The organism is Albidovulum sediminis (genome assembly GCF_025380365.1).
GTDB lineage: Bacteria > Pseudomonadota > Alphaproteobacteria > Rhodobacterales > Rhodobacteraceae > Albidovulum > Albidovulum sediminis.
On sequence record NZ_JAOCQF010000002.1, the window covers coordinates 385563 to 411612 of the forward strand.

The following is a 26050-nucleotide window of genomic DNA, read 5'->3' on the forward strand; positions in this document are numbered from 1 at the left end:
CGCCGTTTGCGCGTTGTTTACCCGGCAGGGCGATGCTGTGTCGGGCAATCGCGGCGGCAGGGCGGCAGGTGACGGACGGCGGCAGCAGGGATCAGGGCGGCGGCGTGGCGGGCCATTGGCTTTTCGCCGCGCTGGCGGTCTTCGGCGTGGCGTCGAACCTCTTGATGCTCGCCGGGCCGCTGTTCATGCTGGTGGTCTACGACATCGTCCTGCCGGCGGGGTCGACAGAAACGCTGGTCGTTCTTCTGCTGATGCTTGCGGCGGCACAGGCGGTGCAGTCGCTTGTCGATCTGTCGCGCAGCCGCATGCTGGCGCGCATGGGGGCGATGCTCCGGCAGGACGAGATTGCGCCGGCGGCTTTTGCCGGGGCGGCAGGCGCGGCGCAAAGCGGCGCGACGGTGCAGGCGTTCCTGGGCTCGGCGGCCGCGCTGGCCGTTCTCGACCTGCCGTTCCTGCCGGTGATGCTGGGGGTGCTTTTCCTGTTCCATCCGCTGATGGGGGCCCTTGCCATCGGCGGCATGGCCGTGCTTGCAGCGATCGGCGGGGTTGAGCGGCACCTCGCGCGCGGGCCCCGGCGGCGGCTGGACCTGGCGGCGGCCTCCGCGGCAGAGGAACTGGCCCGCGCAGGACCCGCCGCGGAGTATCTCGCCGCCACCGGCCAGGGCGGGGCGGCCGCGCGGCGATGGCGGCGTCACGACACGGCCGCCATGATCGCGCACCTGCGGCTGGGCGACACGACGGCGGCCTGCGCGGTGGCCTCGCGCGGGGTCAGGGTGTTCCTGCAATCGGCCACCATCGCGCTGGGCGCGGGCCTGGCGATCCGGGGCGAACTGACCGGGGGCGCGATGGTCGCGGGATCGCTGCTGATGTCACGGATCCTTGGGCCGTTTGAACAAGGGATGACGGCGGTTCCACAGGCATTGCGCGTGTGGCGCATGCACCGCGCGGCACGCCGCCGCGCCGCCGCTACACCCCCCGCGCCGCCGCTGCCCGGCCCGGCCCGGGTCGCGGCAGAAGGCCTTGCCGTAACGATGGGGGAGGGCGCGCGGCCTGTCCTCTCCGGCATCGAGTTTGCGGTCGGACCGGGGCAGATCCTGTTGATCCTGGGTCGCAGCGGAGCCGGCAAGACCATGCTTCTGCGCGTGATCGCCGGGCTTCTGCCCGCAAGCGCCGGCCGGGTCACGGTCGGCGGCGGCAACAGTGTTCCGCACCGTGAAGGTCCATCGGCGGTACTTGGCTATCTGCCTACGCACCCGGCCTTTTGCGCGGGCACGGTGGCGGAGGCGATCGCCGGGGATGCGCACGCCCCGGGCGGGGGAGAGCCGATGCGTACCGCGGCCCGGCAGGCTGCGCGCGCGGCCGGGGTGGAGATGGCGCTGCTTTCGCTTCCACAGGGTTTCGAAACGTCCGTCCCGGAGGCCGAGACCCGCCTGTCGAAGGGACAATTGCACCGGATGGCGCTTGCCCGCGCGCTCGCAGGAAGGCCCGACATCCTGCTGCTCGACGATCCCGACATCGCGCACGACCCGGAAGGTTTCGCCATCCTCGCCGCGGCGCTTCGTTCGGCGCGCGCGCGCGGCGCGTCGGTGATCGTGACGGCGCGGCAGGCCCAGTTGCTGCCGCTTGCCGATCTTGTCCTGCTGATCGAGGGCGGGCGCATGCAGGCCTTCGGCCCTGTCGGGCAGGTTATGGCCGGTCTTTCGCGCCGCGCTTCGGCCGTCGGCACGGCCGCGCCGGCGTCGGCTCCGCGCGGCGAGGTCGCCTGATGCGCGTGTCATCGGCCGCCGTCGCGCTGCGTGGCAGCATCCTTCTTGGTCTCGTGCCGCTGGCGGTGTTCGCAGTGGCAATGGCCTATGTGTCGGCCCAGGTCAGCATCGACGGCGCCATCGTCCTGCGCGGAACGGTCGAAAGCGCGGCCCCGCCGGTTCCGGTCCAGTCGGCGGAACCCGGCGTGCTTGCCCGTGCCGCCGTGACGGCGGGCCAGACCGTCCGACGCGGCGACAAGATCGCCGAGCTTGATGCCTCCGCGCTGGTTTCCGAACACGAGGCGGTCTTGCGCGAGGGGTTCGAAAACGCGCTGCGGCGCGATCTATTCCTGGCCGAGCGTGACGACCGGCCCGCCCTCTCCGTCACCTGCTGCACCGCTTCGGCCTTCTTCGACCCGCCCTGGGCGGCCGAGCGGATCGCCGCGACGATCGCACTGTTCGCGGCCCGGCAGGCAAGCCACCGGGCCGAGGTCGACACGGCTCTCCTGCGGGCGCGCGAGGCGGCGGCGCGCGGTGCCGGCCTGAGCGCGGAGAACAGCGCGCTTCAGCGGCGGGCGGCGCTTGTGGCCGCGGACCAGGCCGCGCTTGACCGGCTGCAGGCGGCGGGGCTGGCGCTGTCCGCCCGACTGGGGGCGTCCGCGCGAGAGGCGCTGGACACGGCAGCGGCGATGGAGCGCAACGCGGCGGCGATCGAGGCGTCGCGCCTGGTCGAGGAGATTGCGGAGCAGGAAGCAGAGGCGCGGTCCGCCTTGCGCCGGCGCGGCGCGGAAGAGGCGCTGGCCGAACTGTCGCGCGCGGCAGTCGAGATCGAGGTGCGCCGTGCGACCGTTGAGGCGCGGCTTGGACGGATGCATATCCTTGCCCCCGTCGATGGGACCGTGGCGGATCTTCCGCCCGATACCGGCGCGGTGGTGGGCGCGGGCCAGGTCATCGTGCGGATCGCACCGGCAGGCACCGGGCTGCGCGTCGTCGCGCGGCTGGATCCGCGCGATCTGGATGCTGCGCACCCCGGACAGCCTGCGCGCCTTCGCCTGACCGCCTTTCCCGGCACCACCACGCCCGACGTTCCCGCGACGGTGACCGCGCTCTCGGTGCTGCCCGGCCATGACGACCGCTCCGGCGCCCTTTACTACGAGGTGTTCCTTGCCCCGGACCCCGCAGCGCTTGCCAGCCTGCCGGAGCCCGGACTGCTGCCCGCGATGCCCGCCGAGGTGTTCCTGATCACCACGCCGCGGACGCCGTTGTCCTTCGTCGGCCGCGCGCTGTCGGACTATTTCGCGCGGGCGCTGCGGCCGGGCTGATCAGGCGACCGGCAGGGCGGCGCGGGCCACCATGGTGCGCAGCGCGAACGAGGAGCGCAGCGCGCGGATGCCGGGCACCCGCATCAGACGTTCCTCCAGGAAACGGTCGAAATCGGCAAGGTCCGCCGCCACCACGCGCAACAGGATGTCCCGCGATCCCGTCATCAGGTGGCATTCCATCACCCGATCGAACCCCCTCACCGCGCGTTCGAACGCATCGACGGCTTCCTTGGACTGAGTCTCCAGCTCGACCCAGATGAAGACCGAAACCGGCAGGCCGACCGCGTTCTGGTCGATCCGCGCGCCATACCCCCTGATGATGCCCTCGGCCTCGAGCCGGGCAATGCGCCGGGCGCAGGGCGTGGGCGACAGGCCGATCTCGTCGGCAAGGTCTGTCACGCTCATGCGCCCGTCGCGCTGAAGTGAGGCGATGATCCGGCGGTCAAGGGCGTCCATGGCAAAAAGCTCCAATCTTTCAGTCATTATTAGCCGAAAGACGCGAAATGACCAAATCAAAGAGAGGAGAACGCCGAAAATCTCCAGCGCGGTGGTGCTACCTTCACCCCGTCTGTTCCCCGCGGAGAATGTCATGCAGATCACGCGCTTGCCCATCGAAAGCCATGAGGAAGTGTACCGTGTCGAAGATCCCGATGCCGGGCTTCTGGGCTTCATAGCCATCCATTCGACCCGGCTTGGCCCTGCCGCCGGCGGACTGCGGATGCGAATCTACGACGGCGAGGCCGCAGCGGTCGAGGACGTGCTGCGGCTGTCGCGCGGCATGACCTTCAAGAACGCCGCGGCCGACCTGCCGCTCGGCGGCGGCAAGGCGGTGATCCTGGGCGATCCGGCGCGGCAGAAGACGCCGGCGCTGTTGCAGGCCATGGGGCGGGCGATCGAGACCCTGCAGGGCCGTTACTGGACGGCCGAGGACATGGGGATGAGCACGGCCGACATGTCGATCCTCGCCGGCCAGACGCGGTTCGTCGCCGGGCTTGCCGGCGGTGCGCACGGCTCGGGCGACCCGTCGCCGGTGACGGCGCGCGGCGTGTTCAATGCCATCGGCACTGCCCTCCGCCACCGCTTCGGGACGGCTGAGCTTGCGGGACGGGTGGTGGCGGTGCAGGGCCTGGGCTCGGTCGGACGCCATCTGGGCGCCTTGCTGCACGGGGCCGGCGCGCGGCTTGTCGTGGCCGATACCGATCCCGCGCGAGTCGCGGCGGCGGTGTCGGGTTGGGGCGCCCAAGCCTGCCCTGTCGAGCGGATCCATGCCGCGCCGGCCGATGTGTTTGCCCCCTGCGCCATCGGTGCGGTCCTGAACGCGGGAACCGTGCCGGATCTTCGCTGCGCCGTGGTCGCGGGGGCTGCCAACAACCAGCTGGCCACGGCTGCGGACGGCGCCGCGCTGCACGGCCGCGGCATCATCTACGCCCCCGACTTCGTCGCCAACGGCGGCGGCATCATCAACGTCGCAGCGGAGATCCTGCGGCGCCCGGATCGTGACGCCTGGGTTGCGGCAAAGCTTGCCCGGCTCGACGCGACGCTCGATGCCATCCTGACGCGCGCGGCGAGGGAGCGGGTCGGGCCGAACGAGGTAGCCGAGCGTGTCGTGGCGGAGCGGATGGCAAGCCGGGCCGCCTGATCGGGGCTTGACCCTTGCCCCGCCACGGCAGATGAAAGGCCGGTATCAGGACGGAGGCGCTGGGGTGAAACTTTCGGTTCCCGACATGAGTTGCGGGCATTGCAAGGCGGCGGTGGAACGCGCGATCGCAGCTGAGGACGCGACGGCAACGGTTTCGGTCGATCTCGCCGCGCGCGAGATCGAGGTGGTGACCGCGCTGCCGGCTGCGAAGGTCGTGGCGGTGCTGGCGCAGGAAGGCTATCCCGCCACTCTCCTCGGCTGAGGCGGGGATTGTCAGCGCGACGCCTGAACGGCATACTCCCGCGCCGAAGCAACGCGGCCCGGGTAATGGGCCGTCTGTCTCGGAGGGGGACAGGATGAAGAAGTTCAATCCCGCCGCGGCGGTCGCGGTGGCCTGCTTTCTTTGGGCCGGGAGCGCGGCGGCCGGTCCGGTCGAAACGGCCTGCCTCAAGTCGGGCAGTTCCGCCGCCAACCCGGCGCTTTGCGGCTGCATCCAGCAGGTGGCCGACATGACCCTTTCCGGGGATGACCAGAAGATGGCCGCGCGGCTGATCAAGAACCCGGACAAGGCGCAGGAAATCCGCACCTCGGATAATGCGCGGCACGAGGCGTTCTGGCTGCGCTACAAGAGTTTCGGGGAAGCGGCGGAAACCTTCTGCGCCCAGGGCTGAGGCGCGGCGGCGGACCGCGGAGCATCGGTGTGCGCCGCGATCCAAGGCAGTTTCAGCGCGCGTTGTCGACCGGGATCTCGACGGTCACGTCACCCGCCTGTTCGAAGCTGAGCGTGACGGTGACGGTTTCGCCGACCTCACCCTTCAGCCCCATGAACATGACATGGTCGCCGCCGCGCTCAAGCGCGTGGGTGCCGCCGGCCGGAACCGGGAACCCCACTTCGACCGGCATCATCTGCATGGAGCCATCGGCGCCTTGCACATGGGTGTGCAGTTCGACCTTCATGGCGACGTCCGAAGCCGCGCCGACAAGCCGGTCGTCGGCGGTTCCGTGGTTCTCGATCACGAAGAAGGCGGCGCCGGCCTTGGACCCGGGCATGAAGCGGGCGTAGGCGTCGGTGATGGTCACCCCGCCGTCGGCAAGGGCGGGGGTGGCAAGGGCGAAAGCGATCGCGGCAAGCGCGGATCTGAAGCTTTTCATGGTGTTGTCCTTCGATGGAATGTTTCGGTGCGCGGATCAGGCGACGCCCGGGGGCGCGCGGGCCGAACGCTCGGGTACGGGATGCCCGCAGGGCAGGTGCATCTCGAAGCTTGCGGCCAGGCGATCGGGCAGGCGGACAGGATGGACCTCTGCCGGAGAGAGCGAAACGGCCGCGATCAGCGAAAAGGCGAGGTCGGGGCACAGGTGGCTTTCGCCGGTGGGGTTGCCCTTGGCGTCCAGCGTCACCTGCAACAGACCGCCGGCCGAGCAGAGCACGATGGTCGTGCCCGCCCCGTCGACCGCGCGGCCGCGCGCGGAGGCCGCGGCGAACCCCGTCAGCACAAGCGCAAGCGCAAGTGCGACGGCAGTGAAGGTGGGTGCCCGTGATCTCATGCCGGCGAGCGATACAGGCTTTGCGCAGGTCTGGCGAGGAGACAAAACGAAGCGGCCCCGTCGTTCGGACGGGGCCGCAGCAATCAATCCGAAAGGGCTCAGGCTCAGGCGGCCTGGGTCTTCTCGATGTCTTTCTTGATTTTCAGCGCCTTCGCCGAAAGCTCGTCATCCTTCGCCTTGGCGAGGAACGCATCGAGCCCGCCGCGGTGGTCGACGGTGCGCAGGGCCGCGGCCGAGATGCGCAGCTTGAACGACTGGCCGAGCACGTCGGAGATCAGCGTGACGTCGTTGAGGTTGGGAAGGAAGCGGCGACGCGTCTTGTTGTTCGCGTGGCTCACGTTGTTGCCCGACATGGGGGCTTTACCGGTCAGTTCGCAGACGCGCGACATTGATCTCTTCCTTCAGTTCCGGAGGCTGTCGCCCCTGATTCCCATAAAATCCATGGGCGCCGACCGTGCGGCGCCCGAAATTCCGTCCGCGCGAAATACGGGGAAGCGCCAGAGTCGTCAAGATCAAATGCGCGCGTCCCCGGTGCCGCCGGCCGTGACTGCCGCCATCTCGGCAAGGAACCAGTCGCGGAAGGCGCGGATGGCCGGGGCGTTGCGGCGACGTTCGGGATAGGCGAGGTAGATCGCGTCTTCTTCCGTCAACTCTATGTCGAAGGGTTGGATCAGGTCGCCGCGGGCCAGTTCGCCCCGGAAAAGGCCGGGGTTCAGAAGGCTCGCGCCGTGGCCGGCCATCGCTGCCTGTGCGGTGTACGCCTGGACGCCGAAGAGCGTGCCGCCCTTGGTACAACACGCGGGCGGCGTGACGCCCGCCGCGCGGAACCAGCCCTCCCAGCCCATGTCGTCGGCGTCGATGAGCGGCAGGTCCAGAAGGTCGGCGGGCACCGAGGGTCGGCCGAAGCGGGCGATGAAGGCGGGCGAGATCATCGGGGCGTAGATCCCGGCCATGAGGAAATGTGACGCAATCCCTGGCCATTGGCCGCGCCCGGCCCGGATCGCCACCGTCGCCTCGCCGGCGATCAGGTCGACAAGCCGGCTTTCGACCTCCACCCGCGTGGTGATGGCGGGATGGGCGATCTGGAACGCGCCGAGGCGGGGGGCGAGAATCTGCTGGGCGAACGTCGGCAGGACCGAGATGACAAGCGTCTCGTCGCGGGCGTGGCGTGCCTCCGCGAAGGCCTGACGCAGGGTCTCGAACGCCTCGCCCGCACGTTCGGCAAGGCGGGCGCCGTCGGCGGTGAGTTCCACCCCCCGCGCCTTGCGGCGGAACAGCGGCAGGCCGACGCGATCTTCCAGCACCTTGATCTGATAACTGACCGCAGCCTGCGTCAGGCCAAGTTCCGCACCCGCGGAAGTGAAACTGCCATGGCGCGCCGCGGCTTCGAAGGCGCGGATCGCGGCGAGCGGCGGAAGAGAAGGGCGGGCGGATGCGGCAGCCATGTCAAGTCATCAAATCAGCTTATGAATGATGCCACAGCTTCGATTGGTCGGGAAGGGGGAAACACGCTACATCTACGATCAAAGCCAACCGCCAATCAGGACAGAACGATGACCACCCTGACGCTCTCACATCCCCATAAAATAAGAGAAATACTCGCCGATTACCTTGCCCGCAGGGCACGTCGCCGCAAGGCCGCGCGGGAACGCCGGGAACTGGCGCTGGCGGCGCGCAGGCTGGCCGCGGTATCGCCCCACCTGCTGCGAGATATCGGCCTGACTGATCCCGCCGCGGCCGATCTCTGAGCCGCGCCCGGCGCCTGGGCATCTGGACAAGGATGCGGCGGCATGCAAGCCTTGGGCCATGCCGCACGATCATCATGACCATCCGCATTCGCTCCTCCCGTCCGACCCGGCGCTGCGCGTCAAGGCGCTGGAGACGATCCTGACCCGCAAGGGTCTGGTCGATCCCGCCGCGCTGGATGCGATCCTTGAAACCTACGAAAAGAAGGTGGGTCCGCACCTGGGCGCCCGCGTCGTGGCGCGGGCATGGTCGGACCCGGCGTTCATGGCGGCGCTGAGGCAGGACTCGACGGCCGCCATCGCCACGCTTGGCATCTCCGGCCGGCAGGGCGAACATGTCGTCGCGGTCGAGAACACGCCCGAGACGCACAACATGGTCGTCTGCACGCTCTGCTCCTGCTACCCGTGGCCGCTTCTGGGTATTCCGCCCGCCTGGTACAAGTCCGACGCCTACCGCGCCCGTGCCGTGCGCGAGCCGCGCAAGGTTCTGGCGGAGTTCGGCGTGACCCTGCCCGAGGGGCAGAAGGTGCGGGTCTGGGATTCGACCGCCGAGGTGCGCTATCTGGTCATCCCGATGCGCCCGGAGGGCACCGAGGGGCTGGACGAGGCGCAACTGGCCGCGCTCGTCTCCCGCGATTCGATGATCGGCACGGGTCTGGCGGGGGCGCCCGCGTGACCCGCGTGCACGACATGGGCGGGCGCTACGGCGACGGGGCGGTGGTGCCGGAGCCGCAGGGAACGGTGCCCTTCGCGGCGGACTGGCACCGCGGCGCGCTGGCACTGACGCTGGCCGCCGGCGGGCTGGGTGGCTGGAGCATCGACACCTCGCGCCACGCCCGCGAAAGCCTTGATCCGAAGGACTACGCGCGGTTTTCCTACTACGAGAAATGGATTGCGGCGCTGGCCGACCTGCTGGTCGCGAAAGGCCTGGTGAGCGAGGCCGAACTGGCCGCCGGAACCGCCGAAGCCGCGCCGCCGCATCCAGGGCTCCTGCGTGCCGCGGCCGTTGCCCCGGCGCTGGCCAAGGGGTCGCCCTATGCGCGGGGCGGGGGGAACCCCGGCTTCGCGGTCGGTGACCGTGTCCGCACCCGCCTGCCCGCGCGCAATGTGCTGGTGGCGGGCGGGCATACGCGGCTGCCCGCCTATGCAGCCGGACACGCAGGAACGGTGATCCTGTCGCACGGCGCGCATGTGTTTCCCGACGCGAACGCCCACGGCCTGGGTGAACGGCCCGAGCCGCTCTACACAGTCGCCTTCGACGCCGCCGACCTCTGGGGCGAGGCGGAGCGCGCGGGCGACGAGGTGACGCTGGACCTGTGGGAAAGCTATCTGGAACGGGCATGACGACCGAAACCGCCCCCACCGGAACCGCCCCCTTCGACGAACCCTGGCAGGCGCAGCTTTTCGCCCTGACCGTCGCGCTGAGCGAGGCGGGGCATTTTTCCTGGCCGGCCTGGACCGAAGCCTTCGGCGCCGTGCTGAAGGACCACGGCGCCGCGCGGCCGCTGGACGGGCAGGGCGACTACTGGAACGCCTGGCTCGTCACGCTCGAACACCTGCTGGACGGGTCCGGCTGGGCGGCGCGGGACGAGGCGGAGCAGGTCCGCGCGCTCTGGGAGGATGCCTATCTGTCCACCCCGCATGGCAAGCCGGTCAGGATCGCCGGCTGATCAGCCGCGCTGGACCTAGATTACGGCCGCGTCTGGACCTATCGCTTCGCCCCGCTTCCGTGCTGATCTGGAAGGCGATGCCGGTACCGCCGGCCCATTCCGCATTGCGAGGGTAGACCCATGACCATTCCCGTTCTCGGCAACGACCTGACCGAGGTGATCGAGGCCGATCGTGCCCACCTCTGGCACCACCTGATCCAGCACAAGCCGTTCGAGACCATCGACCCGCGGGTGATGGTGGAAGGCAAGGGCATGCGCGTCTGGGACGCCAAGGGGGTTGAGCGGATCGACGCCGTTTCGGGCGGGGTCTGGACCGTCAACGTGGGCTACGGCCGCGAGACGATCGCCAAGGCGGTCTATGACCAGCTGGTGAAGATGAACTATTTCGCGAACTCGGCCGGGTCGATCCCCGGCTCGCTCTTCGCCAAGCGCCTGATCGAGAAGATGCCGGGCATGAGCCGGGTCTACTACACCAACTCGGGCTCGGAGGCCAACGAGAAGGCCTTCAAGATGATCCGCCAGATCGCGCACAAGAAGTACGGCGGCAAGAAATACAAGATCCTCTACCGCGACCGCGACTATCACGGCGGGACGCTCGCCACGATGTCGGCGGGCGGGCAGGACGAACGCGCGATGCAGTACGGGCCGATGGCGCCCGGCTTCGTGCGGGTGCCGCACTGCATGGAATACCGCCGTCACCAGCAGGACGGCGCGCCGGTCGAGAACTACGGCGAATGGGCGGCCGACCAGATCGAACAGGTGATCCTGCGCGAGGGGCCCGACACCGTCGGCGGCCTCTGCCTTGAGCCGGTGACCGCGGGCGGCGGCGTTATCACGCCCCCGCAAGGCTACTGGGAGCGGGTGCAGGAGATCTGCCGGAAGTACGACATCCTTCTGCATATCGACGAGGTCGTCTGCGGCGTCGGCCGCACCGGCACCTGGTTCGGCTATCAGCACTATGGCATCAAGCCGGACTTCGTGACGATGGCGAAGGGCGTGGCCTCCGGCTATGCCGCGATCGCCTGCTGCGTGACGACCGAGGCGGTCTTCGACATGTTCAAGGACAATGCCGACGACCCGATGAACTACTTCCGCGACATCTCCACCTTCGGCGGCTGCACGGCGGGTCCGGCGGCGGCGCTCGAGAACATGCGCATCATCGAGGACGAGGGGCTTCTGGAAAACACCGTGCGGATGGGCGAGCGGACGGTCGCCAACCTGCAGGCGCTGATGGAGAAGCACCGTGTCATCGGCGACGTGCGCGGCAAGGGGCTGTTCTGCGGGGCGGAACTGGTCGCCGACCGTCAGACCAAGGAGCCGGTGAGCGAGAAGCAAGTGGCCGCGGTGGTGGGCGAATGCTTTGCCCAGGGCGTGATCATCGGCGCGTCGAACCGGTCGGTTCCGGGGCTGAACAACGTCCTTTGCCTCAGCCCGGCGCTGATCGCGACGGCCGACGACATCGACGCGATCACCGGGGCCATCGACAAGGCGCTGACCAAGGTCTTCGGCTGAGGCGGCCCGCGAGGGACAGGATTTCGCCCGCCGGGGCGGGCGATCCGGGCGAGTGTTCCGGGCGGGGGGCGCTGCCCCCCTGACCCCCCGGGATATTTGGGAAAAGAAGAAGGGGAGGGGTGGCGCATGGCAGGGATTGATGGGGCCAGTTCGGTCGTGTCATAAGTCCAGGTGATGCCGATCCCGGTCGAAACCTTCTTTCTCGCGCCCGGAGCGGGCGGCACCCTGCAGCAGCAGATCCGCGCGATGATCGCCGATGGCATCCTCGCGGGGCGGTTGCGGGCGGGGGACAAGCTGCCGTCGAGCCGGAGGCTGGCCGATCACCTGGGGGTGAGCCGCATCACCGTAACGCTTGCCTATACCGAACTGGTGGCTGGAGACTATCTGACGGCGCTGGGGCGGTCGGGGCACTTCGTCTCGCAGACAGCACCCGTCCGGCCCGGCCTGCGCCATCCTTCAAGCCCGCGGGCGAGTGCCGTCGACTGGACGCGCCGCGTGGTGCGGGATTTCTCTGGCCACCGCATCATCGGGCGGCCGCAGGACTGGCGCAGCCATCCCTATCCCTTCATCTACGGCCAGGCGGATCCGGCGCTGTTCGATCACCAGAACTGGCGCCAATGCGCGCTGCAGGCGCTGGGCCGGCGGGATTTCGACGCCTTGACGGAAGATTATTACGAGCGCGACGACCCGATGCTGATCGAATATGTGCTGCGCGCGCTCCTGCCGCGCCGCAGCATCGCGGCGGAGCCGTCGGAGGTGCTGCTGACGCTCGGCGCGCAGAACGCGCTGTGGCTTGCCGCGCAGGTGCTGCTGGGGCCGGGTCGGCGGGCCGTCACCGAAAATCCCTGCTACACCGGGCTGAGGTCGATCCTTGGCCAAACCGGGTCCGACGTCACCGCCGTCGAGGTGGACGAGGAGGGGCTGCCGCCCGACCGGGTGCCGGACGGGGCCGATGTCGTCTTCGTCACCCCTTCGCACCAGAGCCCGACGAATGCCACCATGCCGGTGGACCGGCGCCTGGCGCTCCTGGAACGGGCCGCGCGCCAGGATTTCCTCATCGTCGAGGACGACTACGAATTCGAGATGTCGTTCCTCAAGCCCGCGGCACCCTCGCTCAAGTCGCTCGATGGCGAGGGGCGGGTGATCTATGTCGGTTCGTTTTCCAAGTCGCTCTTTCCCGGCGTGCGGCTGGGCTACATCGTCGCGCCCGAAGCTTTCGTGCGCGAGGCGCGCGCGCTTCGGGGCGCGGTGTTCCGCCATCCGCCGGGCCATGTGCAGCGCACGGTGGCCTATTTCCTGGCGCTCGGGCATTACGATGCGCATGTGAACCGGCTCCACCAGGCGTTCCGGCGGCGCCGGGTGGTGATGAACGAGGCGATCCGCGATGCCGGGCTGACGGTCGCGGGGCGGGGGGCCTTCGGCGGGTCGAGCTTCTGGATGGCCGCGCCCGAGGGCGTGGACACCGAGGATCTGGCGCAGACGCTTCGGGCGCGGGGCGTGCTGATCGAGCCCGGCCGGCAGTTCTTCGCCCCCGGCCGCGAGGCGCGGAACTGTTATCGGCTTGCCTATTCCTCGATCGCACCGGGTAAGATACCCGAAGGCATCGCGCGCATCGCCGAGGCGCTGGCCGAGCGGCGGGCCGGGACGGAATGAGGGAACGCCCGCAGCGAGACGGGCAGGAGGGGACGAATGACGCGGCATGAACCGAGGCTCGACACCTCGCCCAGGGTCTCCGACGAGGTGCGGCGGACGACCTGCTACATGTGCGCCTGCCGCTGCGGGATCAACGTTCACCTGAAATCGGGCAAGGTGAGCTACATCGAGGGCAACCGTGACCACCCGGTCAACAAGGGCGTGCTTTGCGCCAAGGGATCGTCGGGGATCATGCAGGTCACCGCCCCCTCGCGGCTGCGCAAGCCGTTGCGCAGGGTCGGGCCGCGCGGGTCGGGCGCGTTCGAGGAGATCAGCTGGGACGAGGCGCTGGGCATCGCGACGCGCTGGCTGGCCCCCTTGCGCGCGACGGCGCCCGAGAAGTTCGCCTTCTTCACCGGGCGCGACCAGTCGCAGAGCTTCACGAGTTTCTGGGCGCAGGCGTTCGGGACGCCGAACTATGCCGCGCACGGCGGCTTCTGTTCGGTCAACATGGCGGCGGCCGGCATCTACACCATGGGCGGCGCTTTCTGGGAGTTCGGCCAGCCCGACTGGGACCGGACCCGACTTTTCGTGCTGTTCGGCGTGGCGGAGGATCACGACAGCAACCCGATCAAGATGGGCATCGGCAAGATCAAGGCGCGCGGCGGGCGGGTGATCGGGGTGAACCCGATCCGCACCGGCTACAACGCCGTGGCCGACGACTGGATCGGGATCACGCCAGGGACCGACGGTCTCCTGATCCTCGCGCTCATCCACGAGTTGCTGAAGGCGGGCAAGGTCGATGTCGACTACCTGGCGCGCTGGACCAATGCCGCCTGCCTGATCGACGAGACGGAGGGGGAGGAGAAGGGCCTGCTGCTGCGCGACGATCTGGGCAAGCCCCTGGTCATCGACCGGCGGACGGGCGATGCCGTACCCTATGACACGGCAGGCGTCCGGCCCGATCTGGCGGCGACGCACCGGGGCTGCCGGACGGTCTTCCAGCACATGGCGGAGCGGTATCTGGGGCCGGACTACGCGCCCGAGGCGGTGGCGGCGCGCTGCGGCGTATCGGCCACCCGGATCCGCGCGCTTGCGGCCGAGATTGCCGACGTGGCCTTCAACCAGACGATCGCGATCGAGCAGCCCTGGACCGATTTCCGCGGCGAGACGCATGAGCGCATGCTGGGCCGTCCGGTCAGCTTTCATGCCATGCGCGGCATCTCGGCGCATTCGAACGGGTTCCAGACCGCGCGCGCGCTCCATGTGCTGCAGATCCTGCTGGGCACGGTCGAGGTGCCGGGGGGCTTCCGTTTCAAGCCGCCCTATCCCAAGCCTGCCCATGCGCACCCGACGCCGCACAGCTACTTCATGCCGGGCCGGCCGCTTGACGGTCCGCACCTCGGCTTTCCGCAGGGGCCGGAGCATCTGGCGCTGAAGCTTGACGACCTGAGCCCGGCGCGCATCGACCGGGGCTTCACCTGGGAAAACCCGTTGTCGGCGCACGGGCTCATGCACATGGTCATCCCGAACGCGGTGGCGGGCGATCCCTACCGGATCGACACGCTGATGCTCTACATGGCCAACATGTCGTGGAACTCCTCCATGAACACGGGCCAGGTGATGGAGATGCTGACGCGCAAGGACGGCAACGGCGACTACATGATCCCGCGGATCATCTATTCGGATGCCTACGCGTCGGAAATGGTGGCCTATGCCGATCTGGTGCTGCCCGACACCACCTATCTGGAACGCCACGACTGCATCAGCCTTCTGGACCGGCCGATCTGCGAGGCCGATCACGCGGCGGACGCGATCCGCTGGCCGGTGGTGGAGCCGGACCGCGACGTGCGCGGGTTCCAGTCGGTGCTGGTGGATCTGGGCGGGCGGCTCGGTCTTCCGGGCTTCGTGACCGACGACGGGCGGCCGAAGTATCGCGACTACGCCGACTACATCGTCAACCATCAGCGCCGGCCGGGGGTGGGGCCGCTCTTCGGCTTCCGCGGTCACGGTAAGGAGGTGGGGCGCGGCGCGCCGAACCCCAACCAGATCAACGCCTATATCGCCAACGGCGGCTTCTATGCCGCCGAGGTGCCGGAGGGGGCGAAGTTCTTCAAGCCCTGGAACCGCGCCTATCAGGACTGGGCGGTGAGCATGGGATTCTACGACACGCCGCAGCCCTACCTGTTCCAGATCTACTGCGAGCCGATGCGCCGCTTCCAGCTGGCCGCCGAGGGCTTTCACGAACGCCAGCCGCCCGATTTCCTGCGTGAGCGCATCAAGGCGACGATGGACCCGCTGCCAATCTGGTATGAGCCGTTCGGCGAGGCGGCGGGCGAGGCCTTTCCGCTCCACGCGCTGACGCAGCGGCCGATGGCGATGTATCATTCCTGGGGGTCGCAGAACGCTTGGCTGCGGCAGATCCACGGGGTGAACCCGCTTTACGTGCCGACGAAGGTCTGGCAGGCGCAGGGGTTCCGGGACGGCGACTGGGCGCGGCTTTCGTCGCAGAACGGTGCGATCGTGGTCCCGGTCGCCCACATGGCGGCGCTGAACGAGGATACGGTCTGGACCTGGAACGCCATCGGCAAGCGCAAGGGGGCCTGGGCGCTTTCCCCCGATGCGCCGGAGGCGACGAAGGGCTTTCTCCTCAATCACCTGATATCGGAACTCTTGCCCGAACGCGGCGACGGGCACCGCTGGTCGAACTCCGACCCGGTCACCGGGCAGGCGGCCTGGTTCGATCTGCGCGTCCGGATCGAGAAGGTCCCCCCGCCAGACGAGGCGCAGCCGGCCTATCCGCCCATCCCCTCCCCCGTTCCGCCCGCGAAAGGAAACCGGCCATGACCGCGCTTCCGCCGCCCTCTGACAAGAAGCTTGGCCTGGTTATCGACCTGGATACCTGCGTGGGCTGCCACGCCTGCGTGACCGCCTGTAAGGGCTGGAACGATCAGGGCTACGGCGCGCCGCTGTCCGATCAGGACGCCTGGGGGGCGGAGCCCTCGGGCACGTTCCTGAACCGCGTGCACAGCTACGAGGTGACGCCCGAGGCGGGCCCTGCGCAGATCGTCCATTTCCCGAAGTCCTGCCTGCATTGCGAAAACGCGCCCTGCGTGACGGTCTGCCCGACCGGCGCCAGCTACAAGCGCGCCGAGGACGGGATCGTCCTGGTCAACGAAAGCGCCTGCATCGGCTGCGGGCTCTGCGCCTGGGCCTGCCCCTACGGCGCGCGTGAACTGGATCAGGCGGCGGGCGTGATGAAGAAATGCACGCTTTGCGTCGACCGCATCTACAACGAGAACCTGCCAGAGATCGACCGCACCCCCGCCTGCGTGCGCACGTGCCCCGCGGGCGCGCGGCATTTCGGCGATCTGGGCGATCCCGAAAGCGCGGTGAGCCTGCTGGTGGCCGAGCGGGGCGGGATCGAGTTGATGCCCGAACAGGGGACGAAGCCGGTGAACCGCTACCTGCCGCCGCGCCGCAAGGACCGGCTGGAGGAAACCGCGCCGCTTGCCCCCCTTCTCGACATTCAGGCCAGCGGTTTCGCCGGCTGGCTTGACCGTTTGCTGGACCGTATCTGATGCATCCCGCCCCTTCCGTCATTCTCTTTACCGTGTTTTCAGGGCTGGGCTTCGGGCTGCTGGCCGTGCTCGGGTCCGGCCTGATGCCGGTCACGGGCTGGGCCGCGCTGGTCGCCTATGGCGCGGGCTACGGCCTGGCGGTGGCGGGGCTTCTGGCCTCGACCTTCCACCTCGGCAATCCGCAAAGGGCCCTGCGCGCCTTCTCCCAGTGGCGGACAAGCTGGCTCTCCCGCGAGGCCTGGGCCTCGGTCGCGGCGCTGGCGCTGATGGCGCCGGTCGCGGCCTCAGCCGCGTTCCGGGGCGTGCTGATGCCCGCGCTGGGTATCGCCGCCGCGGTCCTGTGCCTGCTGACGGTGCTGACCACCTCGATGATCTACGCCCAGCTTCGGACCGTGCCGCGCTGGAACCACTGGACGACGCCCGCGCTGTTCTTCGGCCATGCGGTTGCCGGCGGTGCGCTGCTCGCCGGTCTCGGCAACGCGCCGGTGCTGCTGCTGCTTCTGGGGCTTTTCATGGCGCTTGCCTTCCGCGTCGGCGACGGACGGTTTGCCGAGCGTGGGCACACGCTGGCCACCGCCACGGGCCTCGGCCCCGGCACCGTGCGCCAGTTCGCGCCGCCGCATACCGGCACCAACTACCTGATGCGGGAAATGATCCATGTCGTCGGCCGCAAGCACGCGCTGAAGCTGCGGGTCATCGCCGTCCTGTTCGGGGCGATCCTGCCCGCGCTGGTGCTGCTTGCGCTGCCATCGGGACTTGTTGCCACCTTGCTGGCAGCAGCCCTGCACCTGACCGGCGCGCTGGCCGGGCGCTGGCTTTTCTTTGCCGAGGCCGAACATGTCGTCGGCCTCTACTACGGCCTGCGCTGATCAGCCGCGATGCGGCTTGGCCAGCCGGCTGGCCAGAAGGTCGCCCGTCTCCGACAGGATCGGGTAGGCGACCATCGAGAAGGCCGTGTTGACCTGCTTCAGCGCCCGCAGCGTTTCCTGGTGGATGTTCGACGTGTCGATGCTTTCGACCCGACCCTGTCGCAGCCGGTCGAGGTGGGAACGTTGCAGGTCCTGCTCCAGCACGCGCACATGCTCCTTCTCCTCGACAAGTGCGCGCGCGGCATCGGGGTTCAGCGTCATCAGCACGTTCAAAGCGGCCTGCGCGTTCGACAGGACGCGGTCGTGGAAATCGCGGACCTCCTTCCGCCCGGTTTCGGAGAAGGCCGTGCCGCTGTCGTTCAGCCGCCGTGCCAGTCCCAGCATCGAACGGGCGATTGCATCGCCCGCGCTTTCGAGGTTGACCGCCATGTTGGCCAGCTCCAGCCCCTTGTGGGTCACCTCCTCCTCGCTGTGCGCGCGGTTGAGTTTGGCCAGGTAGAGCTTGGTCTCGAAATGCATCTTGTCGATGTCGTCTTCCTTGGCCGTGATCGCCGCGGCGACCTGGTCGTCCCAGCGGTCGTAAAGCCCGATGACCGAACGCAGCATCGCCTCGATCCCCTCACCCATCTGAAGGATCTCGCGTGAGGCGCAGGCCAGCGCGCGATCGGGGTTGGCAAGTGCGGCGGGGTCGAGCGCGCTGACGCGCGCCAGCGACGCAGGCGTGGACGGCGGCCGGACGAAGGAAGAGACGAGCCTGAGGACCGGGCCGATCACGGGCAGCGCCAGGATCGCCAGCACGAGGTTGAAGGCAAGGTGCATGTTGATGACCTGCCGCGCCGGCGTGGCCCCGAGGAACGCGGGATCGAAGGCGGCCATCGACAGCGCGGTCAGCGCGATGGCGGCGCCACCACCACGCAGGGCGAGGTTGGCGATGACGATCCGGCGCGCCTCGATCTCGGCGGTCAGGGTCAGGATGAAGGCGATGAACGCCCCGCCGAGGTTCGCGCCCAGAACCATGGCCAGCCCCGCGGTCACCGGCAGCACGCCCTGCGCCGCAAGCGTCACGAAGAGGAGGACCGCGGCGACGGAGGAATGGACGGCCCAGGCGAAAAGCGCGCCGATCGCGAAAGCGGTCACCGGGTCGCCGCCAAGGTAGCGCATCGCCACCACAAGGCCCGGTGCGTCACGCAGCGGTTCGGTCGCTTCGCGGATCATGGAGAGCGACACGAAGACGAGCGCCAACCCGATCAGCACCCGGCCGGCCTGCCGGAACTCCTTCCGCTCGGCCTTGAGGAAAAGCCCAACCCCCGCCACCAGCAGGAGTGGCACGGCCCAGTCGGCGCGCGACAGGAGGATCTGCGCGACAACGGCCGATCCGACGTCGGAGCCGAGCAGGATCGCAAGGCCGGCCGCGGAGGCCAGCGTGCCGGCAGAGACGAAGTTGGAGGTGAGGATCGCCACCGCGGTGGAGCTTTGCAGAAGGATCGCCGCCCCGGTTCCCGACAGTGCCGCGATCCAGCGATTGTCACCCCCGCGCCTCAGCCAGCGGCGCAACTGCACGGACCAGCCGCGCTCCACCCCGGTGCGGACCAGCCGCACGGCCCAGATCAGCAGCGCGGCGGCGCCGGCGATGTGAAGGATGAAGAGAAGGGGGGAACTTTCCAACTTGCCTGACCTCGCTCGACCGCTTCGGGTTCCGTTACAGGGTTGTCATGAAAGCGTCACAAAAGGCCGCAGAACGCAAGGGCCCCGGCCGACATATCCATTGACCAAGACAGTCAGAAGACGCCTGATTGGGTGCAATGGGGGACAGCCTTGGCATTCACGCTCAGACAATTGCAGTTCTTTGTCGCCGCTGCCGAACGTGGCAGCGTTTCGGGGGCGGCGCGCGCGCTGTCGATCTCGCAATCCTCGGTGACCGAGGCGATCCAGTCGCTCGAGGACGATCTGGGCGTCGCGTTGTTCGAGCGCCGCGCGCGCGGGCTGGATCTCACGCACAAGGGGTCGCTCTTCCTGCGCCACGCGACGCAGATCCTCGGCGATGTCTCGAATGCCCGCATGGCCTTCCGGGAAGAGGTGGATGCGACCGGCGGGCGCCTGTCGCTGGGGGTCACGTCGCTGGTGGCGGGCTACGTGCTCTCCGACATCCTGTCGCGCTTCCGCCGGGCCTGGCCACAGGTGGAACTGTCCGCGATCGAGGACAACGGCGACTATCTGCAGCACCTCCTCATCGGCGGCGAACTGGATGTGGCGGTGATGCTGACCTCCTCGATCCGCGACCGCGCCGCGTTGAACGTGGAATCGCTTCTGGTGTCGCCCTACCGGCTGTGGCTTCCCCTTGGTCACCGCCTGTCGGACGCGGAGGTGATCACGCTTGACGACCTGGCGGGCGAACAGCTGATCGTGCTGATGGTGGACGAGATCGAGGAATCGACCCGCAGCCTGATGGGCGCGCTTTCGGTCAAGCCCGACATCGCCTTCCGCACCCGCTCGGTCGAGGCGGTGCGCTCGCTCGTCGCTACCGGGGCGGGGGTGGCGCTCCTGCCGTCGCTGGTCTACCGGCCCTGGTCGCTGGAAGGTGACAGGATCGAGATCCGCGACGTCTCGGGCGACCTGCCCTCGGTGCAGGTGGGTCTGGTGTGGCGAAAGGGGGCGCCCCTGTCGACGGTGGCGCGGAACTTCATCCGCTCGGCGCAGGGGGCCGTGCCCGAACGCTGATTTCCATCGGTTTTGCCGATACCACATTTCTTCCTTTTGATATTGCGAATGATGGCCGGCGGGCGCAGTCTCGCCCTCGGAGGCTGCCCGGGAGAGGGAGCCCCGTCCTTTGCTCAGGGGGAATATCATGTTCACGTCAGTTACGGCCGCATTCCGTGCCGCCGCCATCCCCGCCGCCATCCTCTGGAGCGCGACTGCCGCGCTCGCGCAGGACGCGCTGGCGGTGGTCGATGGCTACATGGCAGCCTGGAACGCCCATGACAGCGCCGCCGCCGCGGAATTCCTGGCCGAGGGGGCCGTCTATTACGATGCCTCGGTCGGCACCCCGGTCGAGGGTCGCGAGGCCGCGAAGACCCAGGTGATCGACGCCTTCCTGAACGCCGCCCCCGACGCGGCCTGGACGCGCGACGGCGATGCGGTCGTCTCCGGCAACTCGGTCGCCTTCGAATGGACCTTCGGCGGCACCAACACCGGCGCCTGGGCCGACGGCACCGCCGCGACCGGCAAGGCGTTCAGCTTCCACGGCATGTCCATGTTCCGGGTCGAGGACGGCAAGATCGTTCACCAGGCCGACTATTACGATGCGCTTGGCTTCTACAAACAACTCGGCCTGATGTGACAGGCCCGATCCAAACGGGAGGACCACGATGAAGACACTTCTCATTTCCACCACGGCGCTGGCGATGGCCGCCTCCAGCGTCTCTGCGGCAGAGATGCTGACGGCGCTGGGCACACCGGAAGGGCAGGTGAACATCGTCGCCTGGCCGGGCTACATCGAGCGCGGCGAAACCGACCCGGCCTTCGACTGGGTGACGAAGTTCGAGGAAGCCTCCGGCTGCAAGGTCAACGTCAAGACCGCCAACACCTCGGACGAGATGGTGGCGCTCATGAACGAAGGCGGCTTCGACCTCGTCACCGCCTCGGGCGACGCCTCGCTCCGGCTTGTCGCGGGCGGGCGCGTGCAACCTGTGAACGTCGACCTGATCCCGTCCTGGGCCTCGGTCGATGACCGCCTGAAGGATGCGCCCTGGCACACCGTCGAGGGCGTCCATTACGGCACCCCCTACATGTGGGGCCCGAACGTCCTGATGTACAACACCGAGGTGTTCAAGGAGGCGCCGACCTCCTGGAACGTGGTGTTCGAGGAAATGACGCTGCCCGACGGGCAGCCGAACAAGGGCCGCGTGCAGGCCTATGACGGGCCGATCCATGTCGCCGACGCGGCGCAGTACCTGATGTTCCACAAGCCGGAACTGGGGATCACCTCGCCCTACGAACTTAACGAGGACCAGTACAAGGCCGCACTCGACCTGTTGCGGGGGCAGCGCGAACTGGTCAGCCGCTACTGGCATGACGCCTTCATCCAGATGGACGACTTCAAGAACGAAGGCGTCGTCGCCTCCGGTTCGTGGCCGTTCCAGGTCAATCTGCTGAAGTCCGAGGGCCTGCCCATCGCCAGCGTCATCCCGCAGGAAGGCGCCACCGGCTGGGCCGACACCACGATGATGCATGTCGATGCCGCGAACCCGACCTGTTCCTACCTGTGGATGGAACACTCGCTGGCGTCGAACCTGCAGTCCGACCTGTCGGTCTGGTTCGGCGCGGTGCCGTCGGTGCCGGCTGCCTGCACCGACGGGCGCGGCATGCAGAACCAGGAAGGATGCGACGCCAACGGTCTGGCCGATTTCGAGAAGATCCGCTTCTGGACCACGCCGGTTTCGAACTGCGGCCAGGGTGAAGGGGCCTGCGTGCCCTACTACCGCTGGGTCAGCGATTACATCGGTGTGATCGGCGGACGCTGAGACAACCAGAAACGCCCGGATCAACCGGGGCCACCACTCAAACTTCCCCCGGCGTTCCGCCGGGGGCCTTACGGAAGTTTGCCGCATGAACGCCGCCGTCGAGTTCCTCTCCGTTTCCCGCCACTTCGGGCAGGTCCGCGCCGTCGACCGGGTCGACATGACCATCGCCGAGGGATCCTTCTTCGCGATGCTCGGTCCCTCCGGGTCTGGCAAGACCACGTGCCTGCGCCTGATCTCGGGGTTCGAGAAGCCTTCGGGCGGCGCGATCCGCATCTTCGGCGAAGACATGGGCGAGGTGCCCCCCAACCGGCGCCATGTGAACACGGTATTCCAGGACTACGCGCTGTTTCCGCACATGAATGTGCGGGACAACGTGGCCTACGGGCTGATGGTGAAGGGCGTTGATCGCCGCGCCCGTCATGGCAAGGCCGAGGAGATGCTGGCGCTGGTGAAGCTGGACGGTTTCGGTGACCGCAAGCCGGCGCAGCTTTCGGGCGGCCAGCGCCAACGCGTCGCGCTGGCGCGCGCGCTCGTCAACGAGCCGCGGGTCCTTCTTCTCGACGAGCCCCTTGGCGCCCTCGACCTCAAGCTGCGCGAGGCGATGCAGGACGAGTTGAAGGCGCTTCAGCAGCGTCTGGGCATAACCTTCGTCTTCGTCACCCACGACCAGGGCGAGGCCCTGTCGATGGCCGACCGGGTCGCGGTCTTCAACGAGGGGCGGATCGCGCAGATCGGCACCCCGGCCGAGGTCTACGACCGACCCGCGACCCGCTTTGTCGCAGACTTCGTCGGCTCGTCCAACGTGCTGCCGCCCGCACTGACCCAAGCCTTCGGCGGGCCCGCGCGCTGGGCCAGCCTCAGGCCCGAGGCGATCCGCCTGAGCACCGGGCCGGAGGCGCGTGCCAAGGGCCGTGTCACCGCGTTGCGCTATCTTGGCGCGGGCACGCGCGTCGCGCTGGAGACCGGCGGGCAGGAGATTGCCGTGCTGGTGCCCGCAGGCGTGCCGGTGCCCGAGGTCGGCGCGACGTCGGGCCTGACCTGGGACGCCTCCGCGCTCCATGTGATGGAGGAGGCGTGATGGACAGCGCCCATCCCGCCCGCGGGCCCGGCGACCGCCTGACCGGCCTGTTCTGGAGCCGCCCGAAGCTGCTGACCGCGCTGCTGATCGCGCCGCCGATCCTGTGGCTGGGCGTCGTCTACGTCGGTTCGCTCGCGGCGCTGCTACTGCAAAGCTTCTATTCCATCGACGAGTTTTCCGGCGTCGTCGTGCCGGAATTCACGCTCAAGACCTATGCCGAACTGCTGGTCCCGTCGAACTACGACGTGATCCTGAGGACGGTGGCGATGGCCGCCGCGGTCACGCTCGCCTCGGTCGCGCTGGCCTTCCCCGTCGCCTTTTTCGCGGCGCGCTACGCCAAGGGCCGGTGGAAGGCGGTCTTCTACCTCGGCATCATGCTGCCTCTGTGGTCCTCCTACCTCGTCAAGGTCTACGCCTGGAAGCTGATCCTCGCGAAGGAAGGGATCATCACCTGGGCGGCCGAGGGGATCGGCGCGGGCAACCTTCTGAACGCCGTGCTGGCGATTCCGGTGATCGGCGGCAACTCGCTCTCCACCTCCTACATCGGCACGTTCCTTGTCTTCGTCTACGTCTGGCTGCCCTACATGATCCTGCCCATGCAGGCCTCGCTGGAGCGGGTGCCGACCTCGATGCTGGAGGCGTCGGCGGACCTTGGCGCGGGGGGCTGGCGGACCTTCCGCAGCGTGATCCTGCCGCTGGCCCTGCCGGGCGTGGTGGCCGGATCGATCTTCACCTTCTCGCTGACGCTGGGCGACTACATCATCCCCCAGATCGTCGGGTCGAGCCGGTTCTTCATCGGCCAGGCCGTCTATTCGCTGCAGGGCACCGCGGGCAACATCCCGCTGGCCGCCGCCTTCGCGGTCGTGCCCATCGTCATCATGCTGGTCTACCTGACCGTCGCGCGGAAGATGGGGGCGTTCGATGCACTCTGACGCCCGCCCGCCCCTTGGCCTCACGCTCGCGGCGATCGGCGGGCTTCTCTTCCTGCACCTGCCGATCGTGCTGATCTTCCTCTATGCCTTCACGACGGAGGACCGGAGCTATCAGTTCCCGCCCCCCGACCTGACGACCAAGTGGTTCGGCGTCGCCTGGAACCGGGCCGATATCTGGCCGCCGCTTTACCTGTCGCTGCGCGTGGCGGCGATCTCCTCGGGCCTCGCGCTGGTCCTCGGCACGCTTTGCGCGGCGGCGATGGCACGGGCGCGGTTCTTCGGGCGCGATACGGTGTCGCTTCTGGTGGTGCTGCCGATCGCGCTGCCCGGCATCATCACCGGCATGTCGCTCAGGTCGGCCTTCGCCATCGCCGACATCCCCTTCTCGACCTGGACCATCGTTCTGGGGCACGCGACCTTCTGCATCGTCATCGTCTACAACAACGCCGTGGCACGGTTCCGGCGGCTGGGGTCGTCGATGCTGGAGGCGTCGGCGGACCTCGGCGCCAATTCCTTCCAGACCTTCCGCCATGTGATCCTGCCCAACCTCGGCTCGGCGTTGCTGGCCGGCGGCATGCTGGCCTTCGCGCTCTCGTTCGACGAGGTGATCGTGACGACCTTCACCGCGGGTCAGCAGTCGACCCTGCCGATCTGGATGCTGAACGAGCTGGTGCGGCCCCGGCAGCGACCCGTCACCAACGTGGTGGCAATCGTCGTATTCATGGCGACGTTCCTGCCCATCCTCGCGGCCTATTACCTGACCCGCGGCGGTGAAGAGACCGCCGGCGGCGGCAAATGAAAGGAGACATGGGATGACCATGCACATCGACACCTCGCTTCTCATCGGTGACGCGTTCGAGGCGGGACAGGAACGCGCGGAAAAGGTGCTGAACCCGAGGACCGGCGCACTGATCCTCGAAGTGCCGGAGGCTTCGACAAGCCAGGTCGACCGCGCCGTCGCCGCGGCGCGGCGCGCCTTCGACGGCTGGTCGCGCACGACGCCCGCCGAACGGTCCGCCGCCCTTCTGCGCATCGCCGACCGGATCGAGGCCGAGGCGGAGGGGTTCGCCGCGCTCGAGGCGCTGAACTGCGGCAAGCCGATCAATGCGGCAAGGGGTGACGAACTGCCGGCCGTCGTCGACTGCTTCCGTTTCTTCGCGGGTGCGGTGCGCTGCCTTCAGGGTGCGGTTGCGGGTGAATACCTGGCCGGCCACACCTCGATGATCCGGCGCGACGCGGTGGGCGTTGTCGCCTCCATCGCGCCCTGGAACTACCCGCTGATGATGATGGCGTGGAAACTCTGCCCGGCCGTGGCGGGGGGCAATGCCGTGGTCTTCAAGCCCTCCGAGCAGACCCCGCTGACGGCGCTGAAACTGGCGCACATCCTGGCGGAGGAGCTTCCTTCGGGCGTGGTCAACGTCATTCCCGGCCGCGGCGAGACGGTCGGCAACTACCTGATCAACCACCCCGGCGTCGACATGATCAGCCTGACGGGCGATGTGGCCACGGGCAAGAAGATGCTCGACGCGGCGGCGAAGTCGGTCAAGCGCACGCATCTGGAACTGGGCGGCAAGGCGCCCGTTGTCGTCTTCGACGATGCCGACGTGTCTGCCGTGGTCGAGGGCATCCGCGCCTTCGGCTTCTACAACGCCGGGCAGGACTGCACCGCCGCCTGCCGCATCTACGCGGGCCGGAAGGTCTATGACACCCTCGTCGCAGACCTCAGCGCGGCGGTGTCGACGATCCGGCTTGGCAATGCCGATGACACCACCAACGAGATCGGGCCGCTGATCAGCCCGCGTCAGCGGGACCGGGTGGCAAGCTTTGTCGAGCGTGCCCGCGAGCAGAGCCACATCGAGGTGACGGCGGGCGGCGCGCTTCTGGGCAACGAGGGGTTCTATTACAAGCCCACCGTCATCGCCGGCGCCCGGCAGGAGGACGAGATCGTGCGGCGCGAGGTCTTCGGCCCGGTCGTGTCGGTGACGCCCTTCTCCGATGTCGATCAGGCGGTGGCCTGGGCCAATGACAGCGACTATGGCCTGGCCTCCTCGGTCTGGACGCGGGACGTGGGCCGGGCCATGTCCACGGCGGCACGGCTGCGCTACGGCTGCACCTGGATCAACACGCATTTCATGCTGACGAACGAAATGCCGCATGGCGGCCTGAAGCAGTCGGGTTACGGCAAGGACATGTCGTCCTACGCGCTTGAGGATTACACGGTTGTGCGGCATGTGATGGTCAAGCACGGCTGACGTGGCGT

The 26050-nt window shown here is 68.5% G+C and carries 27 protein-coding genes; 21 read left to right on the plus strand and 6 right to left on the minus strand.

Going from position 1 to position 26050, the window contains the following annotated elements; genetic code table 11:
• Window positions 1-32 precede the first annotated feature (32 nt).
• Both N5I32_RS13575 and N5I32_RS13580 read left to right on the plus strand, forming a co-directional pair.
• Window positions 33-1766, plus strand: coding sequence for an ATP-binding cassette domain-containing protein (locus tag N5I32_RS13575; protein WP_261496410.1), 1734 nt, complete (start codon window positions 33-35; stop codon window positions 1764-1766).
• Window positions 1766-3067: a beta-barrel domain-containing protein gene (locus tag N5I32_RS13580; RefSeq protein ID WP_261496411.1), complete on the plus strand. Its 1302-nt coding sequence runs from the start codon at window positions 1766-1768 to the stop codon at window positions 3065-3067. The genes N5I32_RS13575 and N5I32_RS13580 overlap by 1 nt, the downstream gene beginning before the upstream one ends.
• On the opposite strand, the gene N5I32_RS13585 is transcribed toward N5I32_RS13580, so the two are convergent.
• Entirely contained in the window at window positions 3068-3523 is a 456-nt protein-coding gene (locus tag N5I32_RS13585) for an Lrp/AsnC family transcriptional regulator (protein ID WP_261496412.1), read from the minus strand.
• 133 nt (window positions 3524-3656) lie between these two features.
• Between N5I32_RS13585 and N5I32_RS13590 the strand changes: the two genes are divergently transcribed.
• The 3 genes from N5I32_RS13590 (at window position 3657) to N5I32_RS13600 (ending at window position 5377) form a co-directional block, all read left to right on the plus strand.
• A complete protein-coding gene (locus tag N5I32_RS13590; protein ID WP_261496413.1) occupies window positions 3657-4706 on the plus strand; it encodes a Glu/Leu/Phe/Val family dehydrogenase in 1050 nt (349 codons plus the stop codon).
• Between the two features lie 64 nt (window positions 4707-4770).
• The gene (locus N5I32_RS13595; RefSeq protein WP_261496414.1) at window positions 4771-4968 is read left to right on the plus strand and encodes a heavy-metal-associated domain-containing protein; all 198 of its coding nucleotides are present in this window, start codon (window positions 4771-4773) and stop codon (window positions 4966-4968) included.
• Between the two features lie 94 nt (window positions 4969-5062).
• On the plus strand, window positions 5063-5377 hold the full coding sequence (locus N5I32_RS13600; protein WP_261496415.1) for a hypothetical protein: 315 nt from the start codon (window positions 5063-5065) through the stop codon (window positions 5375-5377).
• Window positions 5378-5429: 52 nt separating this feature from the next.
• Here N5I32_RS13600 and N5I32_RS13605 read toward each other — a convergent pair whose 3' ends face one another.
• The 4 genes from N5I32_RS13605 to N5I32_RS13620 all read right to left on the minus strand — a co-directional run bounded on the left by N5I32_RS13605 (window position 5430) and on the right by N5I32_RS13620 (window position 7696).
• Window positions 5430-5858, minus strand: a complete 429-nt coding sequence (locus N5I32_RS13605; protein WP_261496416.1) for a copper chaperone PCu(A)C — start codon at window positions 5856-5858, stop codon at window positions 5430-5432.
• Window positions 5859-5894: 36 nt separating this feature from the next.
• A complete protein-coding gene (locus N5I32_RS13610; protein WP_261496417.1) occupies window positions 5895-6251 on the minus strand; it encodes a hypothetical protein in 357 nt (118 codons plus the stop codon).
• A gap of 104 nt (window positions 6252-6355) precedes the next feature.
• Entirely contained in the window at window positions 6356-6640 is a 285-nt protein-coding gene (rpmB, locus tag N5I32_RS13615) for a 50S ribosomal protein L28 (RefSeq protein ID WP_261496418.1), read from the minus strand.
• Between the two features lie 123 nt (window positions 6641-6763).
• Window positions 6764-7696: a LysR substrate-binding domain-containing protein gene (locus tag N5I32_RS13620; protein ID WP_261496419.1), complete on the minus strand. Its 933-nt coding sequence runs from the start codon at window positions 7694-7696 to the stop codon at window positions 6764-6766.
• A gap of 108 nt (window positions 7697-7804) precedes the next feature.
• Here N5I32_RS13620 and N5I32_RS13625 point away from each other — a divergent pair, with 108 nt between their 5' ends.
• The 9 genes from N5I32_RS13625 to N5I32_RS13665 all read left to right on the plus strand — a co-directional run bounded on the left by N5I32_RS13625 (window position 7805) and on the right by N5I32_RS13665 (window position 17260).
• Window positions 7805-7999 (plus strand): hypothetical protein, encoded by a 195-nt coding sequence (locus N5I32_RS13625; protein WP_261496420.1) that lies wholly within the window; start codon window positions 7805-7807, stop codon window positions 7997-7999.
• A gap of 58 nt (window positions 8000-8057) precedes the next feature.
• Entirely contained in the window at window positions 8058-8672 is a 615-nt protein-coding gene (nthA, locus tag N5I32_RS13630; RefSeq protein WP_261496421.1) for a nitrile hydratase subunit alpha, read from the plus strand.
• Window positions 8669-9340, plus strand: a complete 672-nt coding sequence (gene nthB / locus N5I32_RS13635; RefSeq protein ID WP_261496422.1) for a nitrile hydratase subunit beta — start codon at window positions 8669-8671, stop codon at window positions 9338-9340. The genes nthA and nthB overlap by 4 nt, the downstream gene beginning before the upstream one ends.
• Complete coding sequence (locus N5I32_RS13640) at window positions 9337-9666, plus strand: nitrile hydratase accessory protein (protein ID WP_261496423.1); 330 nt, start codon at window positions 9337-9339, stop codon at window positions 9664-9666. Before nthB ends, N5I32_RS13640 begins: the two co-directional genes overlap by 4 nt.
• A gap of 120 nt (window positions 9667-9786) precedes the next feature.
• Window positions 9787-11178, plus strand: coding sequence for an aminotransferase family protein (locus N5I32_RS13645; RefSeq protein WP_261496424.1), 1392 nt, complete (start codon window positions 9787-9789; stop codon window positions 11176-11178).
• A gap of 174 nt (window positions 11179-11352) precedes the next feature.
• Window positions 11353-12831, plus strand: a complete 1479-nt coding sequence (gene pdxR, locus N5I32_RS13650) for a MocR-like pyridoxine biosynthesis transcription factor PdxR (protein ID WP_261496425.1) — start codon at window positions 11353-11355, stop codon at window positions 12829-12831.
• A 36-nt stretch (window positions 12832-12867) separates the two neighbouring features.
• Window positions 12868-15657, plus strand: coding sequence for a molybdopterin oxidoreductase family protein (locus tag N5I32_RS13655; protein ID WP_261496426.1), 2790 nt, complete (start codon window positions 12868-12870; stop codon window positions 15655-15657).
• Window positions 15654-16391 carry a 4Fe-4S dicluster domain-containing protein gene (locus N5I32_RS13660; RefSeq protein WP_261496427.1) on the plus strand — a complete coding sequence of 246 codons (738 nt, stop codon included), beginning with the start codon at window positions 15654-15656 and terminating at the stop codon, window positions 16389-16391. The genes N5I32_RS13655 and N5I32_RS13660 overlap by 4 nt, the downstream gene beginning before the upstream one ends.
• Window positions 16391-17260, plus strand: coding sequence for a dimethyl sulfoxide reductase anchor subunit family protein (locus N5I32_RS13665; RefSeq protein WP_261496428.1), 870 nt, complete (start codon window positions 16391-16393; stop codon window positions 17258-17260). The genes N5I32_RS13660 and N5I32_RS13665 overlap by 1 nt, the downstream gene beginning before the upstream one ends.
• On the opposite strand, the gene N5I32_RS13670 is transcribed toward N5I32_RS13665, so the two are convergent.
• A complete protein-coding gene (locus tag N5I32_RS13670; protein WP_261496429.1) occupies window positions 17261-18925 on the minus strand; it encodes a Na/Pi cotransporter family protein in 1665 nt (554 codons plus the stop codon).
• 150 nt (window positions 18926-19075) lie between these two features.
• Between N5I32_RS13670 and N5I32_RS13675 the strand changes: the two genes are divergently transcribed.
• The 7 genes from N5I32_RS13675 to N5I32_RS13705 all read left to right on the plus strand — a co-directional run bounded on the left by N5I32_RS13675 (window position 19076) and on the right by N5I32_RS13705 (window position 26042).
• On the plus strand, window positions 19076-19978 hold the full coding sequence (locus N5I32_RS13675; protein WP_261496430.1) for a LysR family transcriptional regulator: 903 nt from the start codon (window positions 19076-19078) through the stop codon (window positions 19976-19978).
• 127 nt (window positions 19979-20105) lie between these two features.
• Window positions 20106-20597, plus strand: coding sequence for an ester cyclase (locus N5I32_RS13680; RefSeq protein WP_261496431.1), 492 nt, complete (start codon window positions 20106-20108; stop codon window positions 20595-20597).
• 28 nt (window positions 20598-20625) lie between these two features.
• Window positions 20626-21780, plus strand: coding sequence for an ABC transporter substrate-binding protein (locus N5I32_RS13685; RefSeq protein WP_261496432.1), 1155 nt, complete (start codon window positions 20626-20628; stop codon window positions 21778-21780).
• 85 nt (window positions 21781-21865) lie between these two features.
• Window positions 21866-22858 carry an ABC transporter ATP-binding protein gene (locus tag N5I32_RS13690; RefSeq protein WP_261496433.1) on the plus strand — a complete coding sequence of 331 codons (993 nt, stop codon included), beginning with the start codon at window positions 21866-21868 and terminating at the stop codon, window positions 22856-22858.
• Window positions 22858-23790 carry an ABC transporter permease gene (locus tag N5I32_RS13695; RefSeq protein ID WP_261496434.1) on the plus strand — a complete coding sequence of 311 codons (933 nt, stop codon included), beginning with the start codon at window positions 22858-22860 and terminating at the stop codon, window positions 23788-23790. Before N5I32_RS13690 ends, N5I32_RS13695 begins: the two co-directional genes overlap by 1 nt.
• A complete protein-coding gene (locus tag N5I32_RS13700) occupies window positions 23780-24589 on the plus strand; it encodes an ABC transporter permease (RefSeq protein WP_261496435.1) in 810 nt (269 codons plus the stop codon). The genes N5I32_RS13695 and N5I32_RS13700 overlap by 11 nt, the downstream gene beginning before the upstream one ends.
• Before the next feature lie 25 nt (window positions 24590-24614).
• A complete protein-coding gene (locus tag N5I32_RS13705; protein ID WP_439648203.1) occupies window positions 24615-26042 on the plus strand; it encodes a gamma-aminobutyraldehyde dehydrogenase in 1428 nt (475 codons plus the stop codon).
• Window positions 26043-26050 lie beyond the last annotated feature (8 nt).